Source organism: Streptomyces sp. NPDC004031, assembly GCF_053604375.1.
The window spans coordinates 1-17497 of the sequence record NZ_JBSGHL010000040.1 but is presented as its reverse complement, the minus strand read 5'-3'; the positions used below and the strand labels follow the sequence as shown (position 1 = coordinate 17497).

Here is a 17497-nt window from a genome sequence, read left to right as displayed (position 1 = left end):
CGTATCCCTGTACCCCAGCACGCACACGGACTGCCTGATCCAATCCCCCACTTGGAGAGAGGTACCGATTCCCCATGCCTTCGAAGCGAGTGCTGCGGTCCGCCGCGGGCGGATCCGCCGTGGCGCTGCTCGCGGCGGCCGCCGCGTGTGCGGCCGTCGCGATGCCGGCCGCTTACGCCGACGCCCCGCCCGCCTCCGCGCCGACGTCGGCGTCGACGTCGGCCCCCGTGACGCCGCCGACCACCCCGACCGCTCCGACCACCCCGCCCGGCACCATCCCGCCGACCACCCCCACCGGGCCCGTGACGCCGACACCCCCGCCGCCGGGGTCCACCTGCGCGGTCCACTACCGGGCCCAGCAGTGGCGTACCGGATTCGCCGCCACCGTCACCCTGACCACCACCGGCCAGGCCAACGGCTGGCTCGTCACGTGGGACCAGCCGTCCGGCAGCCAGAGCGTCACGCACGCCTGGAACGCCACCGTCACCAAGTCCGGCACCACCTACGCGGCCCGCAACCTCGACGGCGACGCGGTGATCCCGCGCGGCGGCGGCACCGTGACCTTCGGGTTCACCGCCACCTGGTCCGGCGCGAACCCGACGCCGACCGGCTTCGTCTTCAACGGCCTGGCCTGCACGTCCCGTTGACGCGCCGCCGGCCCGCCGTACGGGGCCGTGGTCAGCTCACCCGCACCGGGTAACTGGCCACGGCCACCGTGTCGTCGTCCAGGCACCGCCCGTCCGCGAGGTCGAAGCGCTGCTTGAGCAGCGGCGAGGCGACGTACGGGCGGCCGTCCGCCGAGCCGAGCAGCCCGTGGCTGAGCACCGACGCGCCGGTGAAGGGATCGACGTTGCCGATCGCGTAGAGGCGCCCGGCGCGGTCGCGGAAGAGCGCGGCCTGCCGCCCGTCCGGCAGCAGCGCGGCCACTCCGCGGCCGGGTTGCAGGGCCTGCGCCGGGCAGACGGCGAACCAGCCCTGGGCGGTGCGCAGTTCGACGGTGCCGCAGGCTGCGGCGGCGGGCAGCGCGGACGTGAGGTCGGTCGTGGCGGTCATGCGGTCACCGTTTCCGTGAGGCTCAGGAGCACAGGCTCGGGCTTGATCTGGCCGCGCTCGGGGACGAAGCGGACCGTGGGGTCGGGGGTGTCCGGGGCGTTGACGAAGGACACGAAGCGGCTCAGCCGCTCCGGGTCGTTGATGGTGTCGGCCCACTCGTCGCGGTAACCGGCGACGTGCGCGGCCATCAGAGCCTCCAGTTCGTCGCAGATGCCCAGCGAGTCGTGCACGACGACGTCGCGTACGTGGTCCAGGCCGCCGGGGATGCGTTCCAGCCACACGCTGGTGCGCTCCAGCCGGTCGGCGGTGCGGATGTAGAACATCAGGAAGCGGTCGACGAGCCGGACGAGTTCGGCGTCCGACAGGTCCTGCGCCAGCAGGTCGGCGTGCCGCGGGGTGGCGCCGCCGTTGCCGCCGACGTACAGATTCCAGCCGTTCGCGGTCGCGATGACCCCGAAGTCCTTGCTCTGCGCCTCCGCGCACTCGCGCGCGCAGCCCGACACCGCAGACTTGAGCTTGTGCGGCGAGCGCAGGCCCCGGTAGCGCAGCTCCAGGTCGATCGCCATCCGCACGCTGTCCTGCACGCCGTAGCGGCACCACGTCTGCCCGACGCAGGACTTCACCGTCCGCAGCGCCTTGCCGTACGCGTGGCCCGACTCGAAGCCCGCGTCCACCAGCCGGGCCCAGATCAGCGGGAGCTGCTCGACCCGTGCGCCGAAGAGGTCGATCCGCTGGCCGCCGGTGATCTTCGTGTAGAGGCCGAAGTCACGGGCCACCTCGCCGATCACGATGAGCTTGTCGGGGGTGATCTCACCGCCCGGGATGCGCGGCACGATCGAATAGGAGCCGTTCTTCTGCATGTTGGCGAGGAAGTGGTCGTTGGTGTCCTGCAACGCCGCCTGCTCGCCCTCCAGGACGTGCACGCTCGCCCCGACCGTGGGCGCCAGCGACGCCAGGATCGAGGCGACGGCCGGCTTGCACGTCTCGCAGCCCTCGCCGCCGCGCGCGCCCTCCCGCCCGTGCCCGTCGAGCAGTTCGCGGTAGGAGGAGATCCGCAGCGCCAGCACGATCTCGTACAGCTCGGCGCGGGTCTGCGCGAAGTGCGGGCACAGGCCCTTGTCGACCGCGACACCGGACGCCTCCAGCTCGGCGTCCACCAGCTGGCCCAGCACCTTCAGGCAACTGCCGCAGTTCGTACCGGCCTTGGTGCACTTCTTCACCTCCGGCACACCCGTGCAGGAGTGGTCGGTGACGGCCGAGCGGATCGCGCCCTTGGTGACGTTGTTGCAGCTGCACACGACCGCCTCGTCCGGCAGCGCGGCCGGTCCCAGCGCGACCGGGGCGCCCGCGCCCGCCGGGAGCACCAGGTGCTCGGGCGCCACCGGCGGCACCGAGCCGGTCAGCGGCCGCAGCACCCCGTACGACTCGACGTCGCCGACCAGGACGCCGCCCAGCAGCGTGCCGTCCTCGGCCACCACGAGCTTGCGGTAGACGCCCGAGCGGGCGTCGGAGTAGCGGACGTCGAGGCAGCCCGGCGTGGCGCCGTGCGCGTCGCCGAAGCTCGCGACGTCCACGCCCAGCAGCTTCAGCTTCGTCGACAGGTCCGCGCCGGTGAAGGCACCGGCGGCGCCCGCGATGGTCCGCGCGGCCGTCTCCGCCATCTCGTTGCCGGGTGCGACCAGCCCGTACACCCGCCCGTCCGCCGCGAGCGCGCACTCGCCGATCGCGAAGACCGCCGGGTCCGCGGGCGTACGGCACTGCTCGTCCACCACGATCCCGCCGCGCTCGCCGACCGGCAGCCCGCACTCCCGCGCCAGGTCGTCACGCGGCCGCACGCCCGCCGAGAACACCACCATGCCGACGGGGAGTTCGGAGCCGTCCGACAGCTCCATGCCCGCCACCCGGCCCGCCCCGCCGACGGTGACACGCTGCGTGCCGACACCTGTGTGCACGCTCACCCCCAGGCCCTCGACGCGGCGCCGCAGCGCGTCCCCGCCGCCCTCGTCCACCTGCACCGGCATCAGCCGCGGCGCGAACTCCACGACGTGCGTGTCCAGTCCGAGCCCCTTGAGCGCGCCCGCCGCCTCCAGGCCCAGCAGCCCGCCGCCGACGACGGCGCCGCTCGTCACGCCCTGCGCGTACGCCTCGATCGCCAGCAGGTCGTCGATCGTGCGGTACACGAAGCAGCCCGCCGCGTCCTTGCCGGGGACGGGCGGCACGAACGGGTACGAGCCGGTCGCCAGCACCAGCGTGTCGTAGCGCACCACCAGGCCCGAACGGGCCGTCACCGTACGGGAGTCGCGGTCCACGGCCACCGCCGGATCGCCCACGTGCAGCTCGATGCCGTGCCGCGCCATGAAGCCGTCCTCGACCATCGACAGGTCCTCCGGGCGCGCGCCCTCGGAGAAGTACGACGTCAGGTGGACGCGGTCGTACGCCGGGCGGGACTCCTCGCACAGCACGACGACCCGCGCCCACCGCGTCACGCCCCGGTCCGCGAGCGCCTCCAGGAAACGCTGGCCGACCATGCCGTGGCCGACGAGCACGATCGTGGTGTCCGGTGTGTCCGCGGTAGCGGGAGTGGCAGCCATGGTCAGAACCTTCCGTCGTCGCCCGTGCCACCACGGTGGGCCGCGGCTGTTACCCACCCGGATCCCCGCCATTACCCGAAGGGAACGGTGCGCTCATCCGCTCTCCGCGGCGGCTGTGAGCGGGTGAGGGCGGGTGCGGGCGGGGTGCTGGCAGGGTGCGGGCAAGGCCCGTACGGCGCTGACCGGATCGTTCCGCCCCCGGTCATGATCGTGTCTGGCGGCGGCGCTCCCCGGCGGCAGAGGATCGAGCCATGACACACACCGACACCGTGCCCACCGCCCTCCTCGTCATCGACGTCCAGGAGTCCTTCCGGCAGCGCGAGAGCTGGCAGGCCGCCTCCGACCCCGACGTGGCCGCCAAGGTCGCCGCGCTCGTCGACCACGCCCGCGGGCGCGGCCACCTCGTCGTGTGGGTGCTGCACGCCGAGCCCGGCACCGGCACCGTCTTCGACCCCGCGGGCGGCCACGTCCGGCTCATCGACGGCCTCGATCCCCGGGACGGCGAACCGCTGCTCACCAAGACCGCGCACAACGCCTTCACCACCACCAACCTCCAGCAGATCCTCACCGAACGCGGCATCCGCGCCCTCGTCACCTGCGGCATCCGCACCGAGCAGTGCGTCGAGACCACCACCCGGCTCGCCTCCGACCTCGGCTACGACGTCACCTTCGTCACCGACGCCACCGCCACCGAGCCGATCGAGCACCGCGACGCGCCCGCGGGGCGGCCGCTCGCCGAGGTGCTCGCCGATCCGCGTACGCTGCTGCCCGCGGACGTCATCGCCCGCACCGAGTACGCGCTCGCCGGACGGTTCGCCACCGTGACGACCCTCAAGGAGCTGACCGGATCGTGACCCGGGTGGTCTTCCTGCTCGTACCGCAGCTGCACCTGCTCGACCTCGCCGGGCCCGCGCAGGTCTTCTCCACGGCCGCCGACCACGGCCTCGGCCACACCCTGCACTACGCGGCCGAACAGGAAGACGTCCCCACCGCGCAGGGGGTCGTGCTGCGCGCCGACCCCCTGCTGCCCGCGCTCACCCCGGACGACCTCGTCGTCGTCCCCGGCTGGCGCTCGCACGGCCTGCGCGACAACGGCGACCTCACCCCCGCCACCCTGCGCTGGCTGCACGCCCACCACACCGCGGGCGGCACCGTCGCCAGCATCTGTGCCGGAGCCGACGCGCTCGGCCGCGCCGGACTCCTCGACGGCCGCCGCTGCACCACCCACCACGACCTCCAGGACGAACTCGCCCGCCGCCACCCGCGCGCCCACGTCGTCCGCGACGTGCTGTACGTCGTGGACGGGCGCGTCGTCACCTCCGCCGGGATCGCCAGCGGCATCGACCTCGCGCTGCACCTCGTCGCCGTGCGGCACGGACCGGGCGCCGCCGCGCGCGTCGCCCGGCAGATGGTCGTCTACGCCCGGCGCAACGGCGACGACCAGCAGGCGAGCGCGATGCTGCGGCACCGCGGGCACGTCAGCGACGCGGTGCACCGCGTCCAGGACGTCCTGGACGCGCGCTTCACCGCCCGGCTCGCGCTCGCCGACCTCGCCGCCGCCGCAGGCCTCAGCGAACGCACCCTCACCCGCCGCTTCACCGCCGCGACCGGGCTCACCCCGCTGCGCTACCAGCAGGAGCTGCGCATCGAACGCGCCGAGCACCTCATCGCGCGCGGCGCCACCGTCGAATCCGCCGCCCGCTCCGTCGGCTTCCAGGACGCCCGCATGCTCCGCCGCCTGCGCTCGCGTACGGCGGAATGAGCGCCGGGGCGCTCCGGGCCGGGTGCCGCCGACTTTCGCGCACGGGGGCGCAACCCGGAGGGCGAAAGCGACGTCAGGAGGGGTGAGGGGGTACCGGATGGGGCTCAGGGCGTGGGCGCGGGGGCTGCGGACACGGAAGGGGCAGCGGCGGTTCGTGCAGGCCGCCGCGGGCGTGTGCACGGTCGCGCTGCTTCCCGCCGTGTGGGTGCAGCTCGCGGGCAGCGGGCGGGTGCGGGATCTCGCGGACGTGCCGTCCGCCCCCGTGGGCGTCGTGTTCGGCGCGGGCCTGACCCCGGCGGGCCACCCCTCGCCGTACCTCGCGCACCGGCTGGACACCGCCCTCGCGCTCTACCGGGCGGGCAAGGTGCGGGTGCTGCTGGTCACGGGCGACAACAGCCGTACGACGTACGACGAGCCGGGCGCCATGCGGACGTACCTGGTGGGGCACGGCGTGCCCGCGTCCCGGGTGGTCGTGGACGACGCGGGTTTCGACACCTGGGACTCGTGCAGCCGCGCGAGACGCGTCTTCGGGGTCGAGCGGGCGATCCTGGTGAGCCAGGACTTCCACATCCGGCGGGCCCTCGCGCTGTGCGAGGCGGCGGGACTGACCGTGTACGGCGTCGGTGTCGAGGAGCCGCACGACAGGACGTGGTACGCGGGCGGCGCCCGCGAGCTGTTCGCCGCGGGCAAGGCGGCGGTGGACGCGACCCTGCACCCCTCCCCGCGCTTCCTCGGCCCGAAGGAGCCGGGTGTGACGCGGGCCCTGGAGGCCCCCGCCGGGTGACCCGGCGGGCCCCGCGGGACTTTCACGGCGGTGAAAGTTCTACGCGCGTTGCGACACCCTCGCACGCCCGCCGCACGGAGCGTGGTCCAGACCTCTGCTGGTTGTCCGCAACCCCTTTACGTCACAGGACACTTCATGCCTCACTCATGACGCGTTCACAACAACGCCACGTCCGCGGTCGACGATCCGCAGCGAACAGCACGCCCGTGTTCCGTGCCACACAGACGCGCTCAGGAGGAAAGCGATGCTTCCCCGTACCCGGAATCTGATGGCGATCGCAGCGGTGGGGGCGAGCGTGGCGCTCGCCACCACCCTCTCGGCCGGCACCGCCGGTGCCGCGCCCGCCACCGCCCAGGCCAAGGTCTCGAAGGGCAACAACATCCCGCTCGGCCAGGGCTACATGGGCGCCGGCTACGCCCAGGACACCAAGGGGCAGCTCGCCGCGCCCGCCGGTGACGACCTGGTGATGTCGCCCGACGCCAGCTACCCCGCCGGTATCGACGTCTCGCACTACCAGGGCTCCATCAACTGGTCGTCGGTGAAGTCCGCGGGCATCCAGTTCGCCTACATCAAGGCGACCGAGAGCACCGACTACAAGGACCCGAACTTCAACGCGAACTACCTCAACGCCTACAACGCCAAGGTGATCCGCGGGGCCTACCACTTCGCCCGCCCCGACCTCTCCAGCGGTGCCGCGCAGGCCACCTACTTCGCCACCCACGGCGGCGCCTGGTCCGCCGACAACCTCACCCTGCCGGGCATGCTCGACCTCGAAGGCGGCTGCTACGGGAAGTCCGCCGCGTCGATGCAGTCCTGGATCCTGGACTTCTACAACACCTACAAGTCCAAGACCAAGCGCGACGTCGTGATCTACACCAGCCCGAGCTGGTGGAACAGCTGCACCGGCGGCTGGGGCGGCATGTCCGCCAAGAGCCCGCTGTGGGTCGCGCACTGGACGACCGCCGCGAGCCCGACGATCCCGAGCGGCTTCCCGTTCTGGACGTTCTGGCAGTACAGCGACTCCGGCTCGGTCTCCGGCATCTCCGGCGCCGTCGACCGCGACCGCTTCAGCGCCGGCGCCGACCGCCTGCTCGCCCTGGCCAACAACACCCCCTGACCCCGGGGCCGTTCCGCCCGCGGGGCGCCCCCCTGGCGCACGACGCCGGGGCGCCCCGCGGGGCACACCGCACCGCCCCCAGCGGTCGACAGGCTGCTGAGCTGCGGCTGAGCAGGGTCCGGCGGCGGCCGGAGAAGAGCGCGTCGCTACACTGCGCGCAGCCGCGGACGATGCCGCGGCGTTCTCCGTGGGGGGTACCACATGACACGAAGACCAATCCGTGCTGCCTTCGTCACCATGGCGGCGGCACTCGGACTGTGCGCCGGCATGGCCACTCCGGCGCACGCGGCCACCGGCTACGACCGTTGCCCGAAGGGGAGCTTCTGCCTCTTCGACGGCAACGACGGCACCGGGGCCATGGTCGCCTACACCAGCTCGCACGCCAGCCTCGGTTCGTGGGACAACAAGGCCAACTCGGTCTACAACCACACCGGGCTGCACAACGTGGCCATGTACAGCCTGCCGTCCTACCAGTACCTGGACCCGGTGCACGACGTGCAGATCACCTGGTCGAACAGCGGCGACCAGGAACTCGACCTGGCGCCGTTCGCCGACGCCAACAGCCACATGGTGAACAACCTCAGCTCCTTCCGGATCGCCCACACGGCACGGGAGTCGCAGGGTGGCAGCGAGGCCCTGGACTATCAGGACGGCAACTGGAGGGTCGGCGAACCCGCACAGCCGTTCTTCGACCTCAACCACGACGGCAACCCCGACATGCTGGGCCGCACCTGGTCCGGCAAGCTGTGGTTCATGGACGGCAGCGGCTCCAGCCGGCTGGTCGGATCCGGCTGGAACCAGATGAAGCGCGTGACCCGGCACGGCGACTTCAACGGCGACGGCCTGGAGGACCTGCTGGCCCAGGACTCCGTGGGGAAGCTGTGGCTCTACCCCGGCAACGGCCGTGGCGGGTTCGGCGCCCGCAAGCTCGTCGGGTCGGGCTGGAACTCGATGACCGCGATGCTCGCCGTCGGCGACATGAGCGGCGACCACGCCAACGACCTGCTCGGCCGCGACTCCTCCGGCAAGCTCTGGCTCTACCTCGGCAAGGGCAACGGCACCTTCACCTCACGCGTGCTGATCGGCACCGGCTGGAGCCAGATGCTCGCCGTGAGCGAGCCCGGCGACATGAACGGCGACGGTCACCCGGACGTCGTCGCCAGCGACGGCGCGGGCAAGCTGTGGCTCTACCCCGGCAACGGCAAGAGCAAGCTCGGTGTCCGCAAGATGATCGGCACCGGCGGCTGGAAGCGCTTCCCGACCCTGCTCCCGGCCGGGGACTACAACGGCGACGGACGCCTGGACCTCCTTGCCGTGGCCGGGCCCGACGACGGCTGGGTCGGCGTGTACGAGGGCCGCGGCGGCGGGACGATCGCCAGCCGCATCGACCTCCAGGTCCTGGACGAGGGCGACTCGCTGTTCTGAGCCCGTCCGCGGCACGAGGCGGCGCGGCAGCCGGGAAGGCGGCCGCGCCGCCCCCGTCACCCCGCGACCGTCAGCGAAGCCTCGTGCCGCACGGGGAAGTTGACCGAGTTCGCGATGAAACACACCCGGTGCGCCCGCTCGTGCAGCTCGGCCGCGAGCGCGGCGGACTCCGCGTCCGCGACCTCCACCACCGGGTGCAGCACCGCCTCCGTGAAGTGGCCGCCGCCGTCCGGGGTCTGCCGCATCGTGGCCTCGGCGCGGTCCGTGTACGCGGTCACCGTCACGCCCTTGACCGCGCACAGACTCAGATACGACAGCATGTGGCACTGCGACAGCGCCGCCAGCAGCAGCAGTTCCGGATTCCACCGGGACTTGTCCCCGCGGAAGAACGGATCCGCCGACCCGAGCAGCACCGGGACGTCCGGCGCGTCCGGCGCCGACACCTCGTGACCGCGCTCATAGGTCCGGTAACTGCTCGTACCCGTACCGGTGTTGCCCGTCCACACCAGATCGGTGCGGTAGGAGTGCGCATTCGCTGACGCCATGGTGAGGGCCCTTTCAGCCGCAGGTGTCGAGTACGTGCTGCCGCGCGACCGCGGCGGCGTCCGCGGCCCGCCCCGCGGTGATCGCCGACACCAGCTCACGGTGCTGGGCGTTCACCTGCGCGGGACGGTGCGGAGGATCGAGGGACGCGCGCGTCGAGACCACGATCTGGTCCCACAGCCGGTCGAGAGCCGCCTGCGCGGGGGCGTTCGCGGCGAGGGCCGCGACACGGGTGTGGAAGGCGCGGTTGAGCACCACCGCCTCCGCGAGACGCCCCGCGAGGGTCGCCTCCTCGGTACGGTCCGCCTCCGCGGCGAGCGCGACCAGCTCCGCCGGGGCGATCAGGCCCGCGGCCTGGCGCTCCGCGGCGAGCTCCGCGGTCAGCGCCTCCAGCGCGGCGCGCACCCGGTACGTGTCGCGGAGCGCCGCGGCGTCCAGGGCCGCCACCACGACGCCGCGGCCCCCGGCGCTCCTGACCAGCCCGTCCGCGGTGAGCCCCCGCAGGGCCTCACGCACCGGCGTCCGACTCATCTCCAGCGCGGCGGCCACCTGCGTCTCCGTGAGCCGCTGCCCCGCGGCGTACTCCCCACCCACGATCATCGCCCGCAGGCGCGCGCGGGCCTCTTCCGTCTGCTGCACGCCCCCAGTATTGCATGCAATGTATGCAATGAGGTTCGCCCCGGGGTGCCTGTTGCGGTGGTGTTCGCGATCGTCCCGCCGTCGTGGCTTGTCGCGCAGTTCCCCGCGCCCCTGAAAACGAGAACTCTCCGCCCGCAGCCGCGCCCCAAAGACGCTCACCCCCGCCGGCGGGCAGCCGCTGAACCTGCCTGGAGGGGGACGGTGCGGGGTGCCCCCGCAGGAATGCGCTGGGAGGGGCTCACCAACCAGGTATGAGGGTGAAGGCGCATTCCGAGGAGGTGCCCCGTGGCGGCGCCCGACCCCACCCCCCGGAGGGAAAGCGCGATGCCCCGCCGGGCAACAACCAGGGGCGCGTGGGGGCACCTCCCAGGCGAAGCTCTGGGGGAGAACTGCGCGAGCAACCCCCACCCCACCGCAAGGTCGCACAGCGAAACCGCACCACGCAGAGCGAAGCGCTCAGCCCAAGCGTGCGTGGAGAGCCGTCGCCGCCGCGTCCGTGAGGGACGCGATCTGGTCGACGATCACGCGGCACCGGCCGCGATCGTCCCCGGCGGCCGCGAACAACGCGGCGAACTGCGGATCGAGCCCCTCCGGCGCTCGGGCGAGCAGCGCCGCGGCCAGCTCGGCGATGACGACGCGCTGCTCGGCGCGCCGCCGCGCCTGGGCGGCGCGCTGCATGACGTACCGGTCGGCGACAGCCTTGAGCACCGCGCACTCCAGCCGCTGCTCACGCGGGACGACGAGCTCCGCGGCGTACCGGGTGAGGCGCGCGGTGCCGTAGCGCTCGCGGGTGGCGCCTTCCGCGGCGAGGCAGAAGCGGCCGATGAGCTGGGAGGCGGCGTCCTTGAGGCGGGCCTGGGCGAGGGCGGTGGCGTCGTAGTGGTCGGGCCACCAGGGCTGGGCGAGGAGGCGGTCGAGGGCGTCGGCCAGCTCGTCGGGGGCGGTGCCGGGCGGGGCGTAGCGGGTGGCGGCGCAGTCGAAGACGTCGGCGCGTTCGGGGGCGGAGTGCAGCGCGCGGGGGTCGATGTGGCCGGCCTGGAGGCCGTCCTCCAGGTCGTGGGCGGAGTAGGCGACGTCGTCGGACCAGTCCATGACCTGGGCCTCGAAGCACTGGCGGCCTTCGGGGGCGCCTTCGCGGGCCCAGCGGAAGACGGGGAGGTCGTCCTCGTAGACGCCGAATTTCGGGCTGCCGGGGTCGCCTGGGCGGGCCCCGCGCGGCCAGGGGTACTTCGTGGCGGCGTCGAGCGCGGCGCGCGTGAGGTTGAGGCCGACGCTGACGTCGGGGGACGCGAAGCGCTTGGGCTCCAGGCGGGTGAGCAGCCGCAGGCTCTGCGCGTTGCCCTCGAAGCCGCCGCAGTCGGCGGCGAACTCGGCGAGGACCATTTCGCCGTTGTGCCCGAAGGGCGGGTGGCCGAGGTCGTGGGCGAGGCACGCGGTCTCGACGAGGTCGGGGTCGCAGCCGAGGGCCGCGCCGAGTTCGCGGCCGACCTGCGCGCATTCGAGCGAGTGTGTCAGCCGGGTGCGCGGGCTGGTGTCGGGGACGGTGCCGGAGCTGACACCGGGGTCGACGACCTGGGTCTTTCCGGCGAGGCGGCGCAGCGCGGCGGAGTGCAGGACGCGGGCCCGGTCGCGCTGGAAGGCGGTCCGGCCGGGGCGTTTGTCGGGCTCGGGCACGTACCGTTCGGTGTCGGCGGCCCGGTAGCCGTCGCTGCGGGCGTCATGGCTCTCCATAGGGCCGACGGTAACCGCCCGGCGCGGTGAGCGGGGAGTTCAGGCGGTGCGGACGAGCCGGTGCGAGCCGGTGCGCGGCAGTTCCGCGGCGGCCTGGTCGTAGCGGTGCAGGACCAGGCGGGCCGTCGCCGGGTGCGCGCCGAGCGGCTCGGCGGCGATCCAGGGCGCGGCGGCGGCGGTCTGGGTGGCGAAGCGGCCGGGGGCGGTGAAGTAGCAGGCGACGGCGATCTTGTCGCGGGCGATGCCCCGGTGTGCGAGCGCGTCGACCGCGTCCGGCACGGTGGGCGCCGCCGCGGAGGCGTACGCGGGGGTGACGGGGACGCCGAGGCGGGCTTCGAGCAGGGCGGCGGCGCGGGCGGTGTCCGCCGCGGACTGCGGGTCCCGCGATCCGGCCGCGGCGAGTACGACCGCCTGCCCGGCGCGCGACCAGCCCGCGGCCCGCAGCCGGTCGTGCAGCGTCTGCGCGAGCAGCGGGTGCGGCCCGAGCGGCGCCGCGACCGTTCCCGTCACCCAGGGGGCGGCCGCGAGCGCCGCGGGCAGGTCGTGCTTGACGTGGAAGCCGCGGCTCAGCAGGAGGGGGACGAGCACGGCGGGCCCGCGCAGCGCGGCGAGCGTGTCGCCGAGCAGCGGCTCGTCCAGTTCGACGTGCCCGAGCCGTACGTCCAGTCCGGGCCGGGTGGCCCGGACCCGTTCCACCAGCGCCCGTACGGCGGGCAGCGCCCGGGGGTCCCGGCTGCCGTGCGCCACCGCCACGAGCGTGGGCCGCTGTGTCGTCCTCATACCTACGAGGATGCCCCCTGCGGGTTGCTCCGGGATGTCCCGTGGATCTCGCCGTTTTGCCCCCGCCTCACGCCGCCCGCGCGGGCGGCGTGAGGGTGGTGCCTGCCGGGGACCGTCAGGTGTCCATGGCGACGTCCCAGTTGTACGCGGTGTTGAGGTTTCCGGCGTAATGCGCCTCGTAATGCACGTAGTAGCCGGCCGGAACGTAGACGTTCACGAAGTGGTCGGTGTTGTTGACGATGGACGCGGCGTTCATGGCGATGACGTCGCCGTAGCCGTTGCCGGTGTTCCCGTGATTGGTGAACTTGAAACGCGACAGGTCGAGCCCGTGCTGCCCGGGGGAGAAATGCTCGAAGGCCCCCCAGCCGTTCTCCGGCGAATTGTAATAGAGACACACGGAATTGCTCGGGCACGTCGCCGCCCCGCCGGGCGGCGCGACCGCCTGCGCGCCCCCGGTCGCCAGCGCCGTCGCGCCGATCGTCAGGGCACCCACTGCCACCGCCTGAGCGGTGCGGCGTCCGACCTTGATGCGCATTCTCTTTCCTCCCCGTGTCCACCGTGCACGACAAAATGACGGAAAACTGATGGAACGCTGATGGAACGCTGATGGAACGCTGTTGGAGCGCTGACGGAAAGAGGCCATGAATGCGCATGGCCGTCCCCCCGGCGTGCCGATCGTAGGGTGGCCGGGCGCACGGCGACAACCATGTTTCGTCAAGGATTTCCCCGGTGCGTTTCTCACCCCCCGCGGGGTGCAACACATCCGCCCCGCCCGGGACGCGCCGCGCGGAACCGGAGGCCCGGACCCGTCCCGGCAGGCCCCGGGGGAGCGGTCCGGCGGGGGACCCCCGGAGCAGGCCGGGGCGGGAGCGGTCACAATGATCGTTCGGCGCGGCGCACTTCCCGACGGCCCCGCCGTGAGGGACGCTCGCGTATAAGGAAAGACCGGCAGGGGAGGCGCACAGTGGTGGACGCACACCAGACCTTCGTGATCGTCGGAGCGGGGCTCGCCGGGGCGAAAGCCGCGGAGACGCTCCGCTCCGAGGGTTTCACCGGCCGGGTGATACTGATCGGCGACGAGCGCGACCACCCCTACGAACGGCCGCCCCTGTCGAAGGGCTACCTCACCGGCGGCGCGGAGCGCGACTCCGCGTTCGTGCAGCAGCCCGGCTGGTACGCCGAGCACGACGTCGAGCTGCACCTGGGGCAGCCGGTGGTGCACCTGGACAAGGACGCCCGCAGCATCAGCCTCGGCGACGGCACCACCCTCCCCTACGACAAGCTGCTGCTCGCGACGGGTTCCGAGCCGCGCCGCCTGGACATCCCGGGCACCGACCTCGCCGGGGTGCACCACCTGCGGCGGCTCGCGCACGCCGACCGGCTCAAGCACGTGCTGACCTCGCTGGGCCGGGAGAACGGCCACCTGGTGATCGCCGGTGCGGGCTGGATCGGCCTGGAGGTGGCGGCGGCGGCCCGCGGCTACGGGGCCGAGGTGACCGTCGTGGAGCCGGACCCGACGCCGCTGCACGGGGTGCTCGGGCCCGAGCTGGGCGCGGTCTTCACCGACCTGCACACCGAGCACGGCGTCCGCTTCCACTTCGGCGCGAAGCTCACGGAGATCACCGGCCAGGACGGCATGGTGCTGGCCGCGGTCACCGACGACGGCGAGGAGCACCCGGCGCACGACGTGCTCGCCGCGATCGGCGCGGCCCCGCGGACCGCGCTCGCGGAGGTCGCGGGCCTGGCGCTGGCGCCGCGCGAGGAGGGCGGCGGGATCGCGGTGGACGCCTCCCTGCGCACCTCCGACCCGCACATCTTCGCGGCCGGGGACGTCGCGAACGCCGAGCACCCGCTGCTGGGCCGCAGGCTGCGCGTCGAGCACTGGGCGAACGCGCTGAACGGCGGCCCGGCGGCCGCCCGCGCCATGCTCGGGCAGCAGGTGACGTACGACAGGGTGCCGTACTTCTTCTCCGACCAGTACGACCTGGGGATGGAGTTCTCCGGGCACGCCGCACCGGGGACGTACGACCAGGTGGTGTGCCGCGGGGACGTCGGCAAGCGGGAGTTCATCGCCTTCTGGCTGCGCGAGGGCCGGGTGCTGGCGGGCATGAACGTCAACGTGTGGGACGTGACCGAGCCCATCCAGCAGCTCATCCGCTCCGGCCGGGCCATTGACCCCGAGGCTCTGTCCGATCCGACCGTGCCGCTACCCTCGTTCCTGGAATAGACCACCGGGGCGACCCGGGCCTGGCCAGGAGGGACAGTCACGATGTCCGTTTCGCGTACCGCCGTCGTCGCGGTCGAGGAGATCTTCGCGCTGCGCTGGGCGGTGCTGCGTACCGGGCTGCCGCGCGAGACGGCCGTCTATCCCGAGGACGCGCTCCCCGGCACCTTCCACATAGCCGCCTACGACGAGACGGGCGCGGTCCGCGGCTGCGCCACCTTCTTCCCCGATCCCTTCCCCGGCGAGGCGGCCACCGCCTACCGCTTCCGCGGCATGGGCAGCGCCCCCGAGGTCCGCGGTCAGGGCTTCGGCGGCGCCGCGCTGACCGCGGGACTGCGCGAGTGCGCGGCCCGCGGCGCGGCCCTGGCCTGGTGCCACGGCCGCACCTCGGCGACCGACTTCTACCGGCACATGGGCTTCGACCGCGTCGGCGAGGAGTTCCTGCTGGAACCGAGCGGTCTGCACTACGACTTCGTGACCAAGGACCTGCTGCGCGACTGAGCCGCGCCGCGGCGGCGTCCCGAGCTGTCCGAGCCGGGCCGTAGACTTCTGGCGTGGCGGGCAGGATCAGGGACGAAGACGTGAAGGCGGTACGCGACGCCGTCCCGATCGACGCGGTCGTCTCCGAGTACCTCCAGCTGAAGTCCGCCGGCGGCGGCAATCTGAAGGGCCTGTGCCCCTTCCACGACGAGAAGACGCCGTCCTTCCAGGTCAGCCCGTCCAAGGGGCTCTTCCACTGCTTCGGCTGCGGCGAGGGCGGCGACACGCTCGCCTTCGTCATGAAGGTCGACCACCTGTCCTTCACCGAGGCCGTGGAGCGGCTCGCCGGGCAGGCCGGGATCACCCTGCGGTACGAGGAGGGCGGGCACGTCCCCGGCCGCCAGCAGGGCGAGCGGATCCGGCTGGTCGAGGCGCACCGCGCCGCCGCGGCCTTCTACGTCGAGCAGCTCGCGGGCGCCGAGGCGGAGATCGCCCGCCGCTTCCTGGCCGCGCGCGGCTTCGACCAGGCCGCCGCCGGGCATTTCGGCGTGGGCTACGCGCCCGCCGGGTGGGACGCGCTGGTGCGCTTCCTGCGCGGGAAGGGCTTCTCCGACCGCGAGCTGATCACCGCGGGACTGGCGCTGGAGAGCCGCCGGGGCGGTGCGATCGACCGTTTCCGCGGGCGGCTCATCTGGCCGATCCGGGACATCACCGGTGAGGTGATCGGCTTCGGCGCGCGCAAGCTGCGCGACGACGACCAGGGGCCGAAGTACCTGAACACCTCCGAGACCCCGCTCTACCGCAAGTCCCAGGTGCTCTACGGGATCGACCTGGCCAAGAAGGAGATCGCCAGGACCGGGCGGGCGGTCGTGGTCGAGGGCTACACCGACGTCATGGCGTGCCACCTGGCCGGGGTGACGAACGCCATCGCGACATGCGGCACGTCCTTCGGCGGCGACCACATCAAGATCCTGCGCCGGCTGCTGATGGACAACGCCACCTCCGAGGTCGTCTTCACCTTCGACGGCGACGAGGCGGGCCAGAAGGCCGCGCTGCGGGCGTTCGAGGACGACCAGAAGTTCGCCGCCGAGACGTCCATCGCGGTCACCCCGGGCGGTATGGACCCGTGCGAACTGCGGCTCGCCGAGGGCGACTCGGCGGTGCAGCGGCTCATCGAGGGGCGCACCCCGCTGTTCGCGTTCGCGCTGCGCTCGATCGTCTCGCGCTACAACCTCGACACCGACGAGGGCCGGGTCGCGGCGCTGGACGCGGCGGTGCCGGTCGTCGCGGCGATCAAGAACCAGGCGCTGCGCGACCGTTACGCGATCCGGCTGCTCGGCATGGCGGGCATGGCCACGCAGGCCGAGGAGCAGTCGGTCATCCGCCGGGTACGGGCGCTGGCCCGCGCCCGCGCCGCGGGCCAGGGCGCCCCGGTACGGCCGGACTTCGCGGGGCGGCCCGGCCCCGAACGGCGCCCGGCGGGCCCGCCGCAGAACGTGCCGCGCGGCCCCCGCCTGGACCTGCGCAGCCCCGCGCACCGCCTGGAGCGCGAACTGCTCAAGCTGGCCCTGCAGTTCCCCGCGCTCGTCGCGCCCGCCTTCGACGCCTACGGCGAGGACGAGTTCACCGGCCCGCCCTACGCCCAGGTCCGCCGGGTGATCGCCGAGGCGGGCGGGGTGGAGTTCGCGGACGCCGAATTCCTCACCCGGGTACGGGAGCTGGCGCCCGACGACGCGGTGCGGATGATGGTCACCGAGCTGGCGGTGGAGCCGGTCATGCACAAGAGCCCGGAGTTCTACGCGGGCGAGGTGCTGGTGCGGGTGCGGATGAACGCGGTGGAGCGGCGCGTCGCCCAGGTCCTCGCGACCCAGGCCCGGCTGAACGCGCAGGGCGTGCGCGAGGACGCGCCCGAGTTCGTCGCCGCGCAGAACGAGCTGTGGGCGCTCCAGCAGTACGGCCAGCGGCTGCGCGGCCACGGGGCCGCGGCGCTCTGACCGGCGCGTTCCGGAGGGCGTGTCGGACCGTACGCGAAGCGTGACGGAAAACCGAAAAACCGCCCGCACGACCCTCGTGGCGGGAGCGGTGTGTGCGCCACACTGAAGGACGGCCCAGAGCCCGCCTCGGCGCCACTCCCGAGCCTCTCCGAGCCCGCTGCAGAGCCCAATGTCGCGCTCACCGCGGAGGTCGATTCCGTGCAGACGCACACTCACCCCCAGGCGCAGATTCCGGTGCCGCCCGCGCGGCCGCTGCTCACCCCGGTGCCCGATCCGCCGCCGGACGCCCCGCCCGCCGCCGGGGCCGGTGCCCGGGTGCCGGAGCAGCGGGCGGCGGGCCAGGGCCAGGGCCCTGGCCCGGAGCCGCATCCGGC

At 73.3% G+C, this 17497-nt stretch carries 16 protein-coding genes; 9 read left to right on the top strand and 7 right to left on the bottom strand.

All coding sequences use genetic code 11. The features are described 5' to 3' along the window. The first annotated feature begins 74 nt into the window (after window positions 1–74). Window positions 75–647 (top strand): cellulose binding domain-containing protein, encoded by a 573-nt coding sequence (locus ACWERV_RS24065; protein WP_452936466.1) that lies wholly within the window; start codon window positions 75–77, stop codon window positions 645–647. 31 nt (window positions 648–678) lie between these two features. Here the strand turns inward: ACWERV_RS24065 and nirD are convergent, their stop codons facing one another. Both nirD and nirB read right to left on the bottom strand, forming a co-directional pair. Next, window positions 679–1053, bottom strand: a complete 375-nt coding sequence (nirD, locus tag ACWERV_RS24060; protein ID WP_452936464.1) for a nitrite reductase small subunit NirD — start codon at window positions 1051–1053, stop codon at window positions 679–681. After that, window positions 1050–3644, bottom strand: coding sequence for a nitrite reductase large subunit NirB (gene nirB, locus ACWERV_RS24055; protein WP_452936461.1), 2595 nt, complete (start codon window positions 3642–3644; stop codon window positions 1050–1052). Before nirB ends, nirD begins: the two co-directional genes overlap by 4 nt. 251 nt (window positions 3645–3895) lie before the next feature. Here nirB and ACWERV_RS24050 point away from each other — a divergent pair, with 251 nt between their 5' ends. From ACWERV_RS24050 to ACWERV_RS24030, 5 genes are all read left to right on the top strand, one after another. After that, on the top strand, window positions 3896–4498 hold the full coding sequence (locus ACWERV_RS24050; RefSeq protein ID WP_398181994.1) for a cysteine hydrolase family protein: 603 nt from the start codon (window positions 3896–3898) through the stop codon (window positions 4496–4498). Next, window positions 4495–5406 carry a GlxA family transcriptional regulator gene (locus tag ACWERV_RS24045; protein WP_452936457.1) on the top strand — a complete coding sequence of 304 codons (912 nt, stop codon included), beginning with the start codon at window positions 4495–4497 and terminating at the stop codon, window positions 5404–5406. The genes ACWERV_RS24050 and ACWERV_RS24045 overlap by 4 nt, the downstream gene beginning before the upstream one ends. 97 nt (window positions 5407–5503) lie before the next feature. After that, entirely contained in the window at window positions 5504–6190 is a 687-nt protein-coding gene (locus ACWERV_RS24040; protein WP_452936454.1) for a SanA/YdcF family protein, read from the top strand. A 268-nt stretch (window positions 6191–6458) separates the two neighbouring features. Then, window positions 6459–7307 (top strand): GH25 family lysozyme, encoded by an 849-nt coding sequence (locus ACWERV_RS24035; protein WP_452936452.1) that lies wholly within the window; start codon window positions 6459–6461, stop codon window positions 7305–7307. 201 nt (window positions 7308–7508) lie between these two features. Then, window positions 7509–8732: an FG-GAP-like repeat-containing protein gene (locus tag ACWERV_RS24030; protein ID WP_452936449.1), complete on the top strand. Its 1224-nt coding sequence runs from the start codon at window positions 7509–7511 to the stop codon at window positions 8730–8732. Between the two features lie 56 nt (window positions 8733–8788). Here ACWERV_RS24030 and ACWERV_RS24025 read toward each other — a convergent pair whose 3' ends face one another. From ACWERV_RS24025 to ACWERV_RS24005, 5 genes are all read right to left on the bottom strand, one after another. Next, complete coding sequence (locus ACWERV_RS24025; RefSeq protein WP_452936446.1) at window positions 8789–9277, bottom strand: OsmC family protein; 489 nt, start codon at window positions 9275–9277, stop codon at window positions 8789–8791. A gap of 13 nt (window positions 9278–9290) precedes the next feature. Beyond that, window positions 9291–9914: a GntR family transcriptional regulator gene (locus ACWERV_RS24020; protein ID WP_452936443.1), complete on the bottom strand. Its 624-nt coding sequence runs from the start codon at window positions 9912–9914 to the stop codon at window positions 9291–9293. 456 nt (window positions 9915–10370) lie between these two features. Next, window positions 10371–11645: a deoxyguanosinetriphosphate triphosphohydrolase gene (locus ACWERV_RS24015; protein ID WP_452936440.1), complete on the bottom strand. Its 1275-nt coding sequence runs from the start codon at window positions 11643–11645 to the stop codon at window positions 10371–10373. A gap of 39 nt (window positions 11646–11684) precedes the next feature. After that, window positions 11685–12425 carry a sirohydrochlorin chelatase gene (locus tag ACWERV_RS24010; RefSeq protein ID WP_452936437.1) on the bottom strand — a complete coding sequence of 247 codons (741 nt, stop codon included), beginning with the start codon at window positions 12423–12425 and terminating at the stop codon, window positions 11685–11687. 115 nt (window positions 12426–12540) lie between these two features. Continuing rightward, the gene (locus ACWERV_RS24005; protein ID WP_452936434.1) at window positions 12541–12960 is read right to left on the bottom strand and encodes a peptidase inhibitor family I36 protein; all 420 of its coding nucleotides are present in this window, start codon (window positions 12958–12960) and stop codon (window positions 12541–12543) included. A 429-nt stretch (window positions 12961–13389) separates the two neighbouring features. On the opposite strand from ACWERV_RS24005, the gene ACWERV_RS24000 reads away from it, so the two are divergent. Genes ACWERV_RS24000 through dnaG form a run of 3 tightly spaced genes read left to right on the top strand, consistent with a single transcriptional unit; the run spans window position 13390 to window position 17123 of the window. Further along, entirely contained in the window at window positions 13390–14652 is a 1263-nt protein-coding gene (locus ACWERV_RS24000; RefSeq protein ID WP_452936431.1) for an NAD(P)/FAD-dependent oxidoreductase, read from the top strand. A gap of 42 nt (window positions 14653–14694) precedes the next feature. Beyond that, the gene (locus ACWERV_RS23995; RefSeq protein ID WP_452936428.1) at window positions 14695–15150 is read left to right on the top strand and encodes a GNAT family N-acetyltransferase; all 456 of its coding nucleotides are present in this window, start codon (window positions 14695–14697) and stop codon (window positions 15148–15150) included. 53 nt (window positions 15151–15203) lie between these two features. Further along, complete coding sequence (gene dnaG / locus ACWERV_RS23990) at window positions 15204–17123, top strand: DNA primase (protein ID WP_452936425.1); 1920 nt, start codon at window positions 15204–15206, stop codon at window positions 17121–17123. Window positions 17124–17497 lie beyond the last annotated feature (374 nt).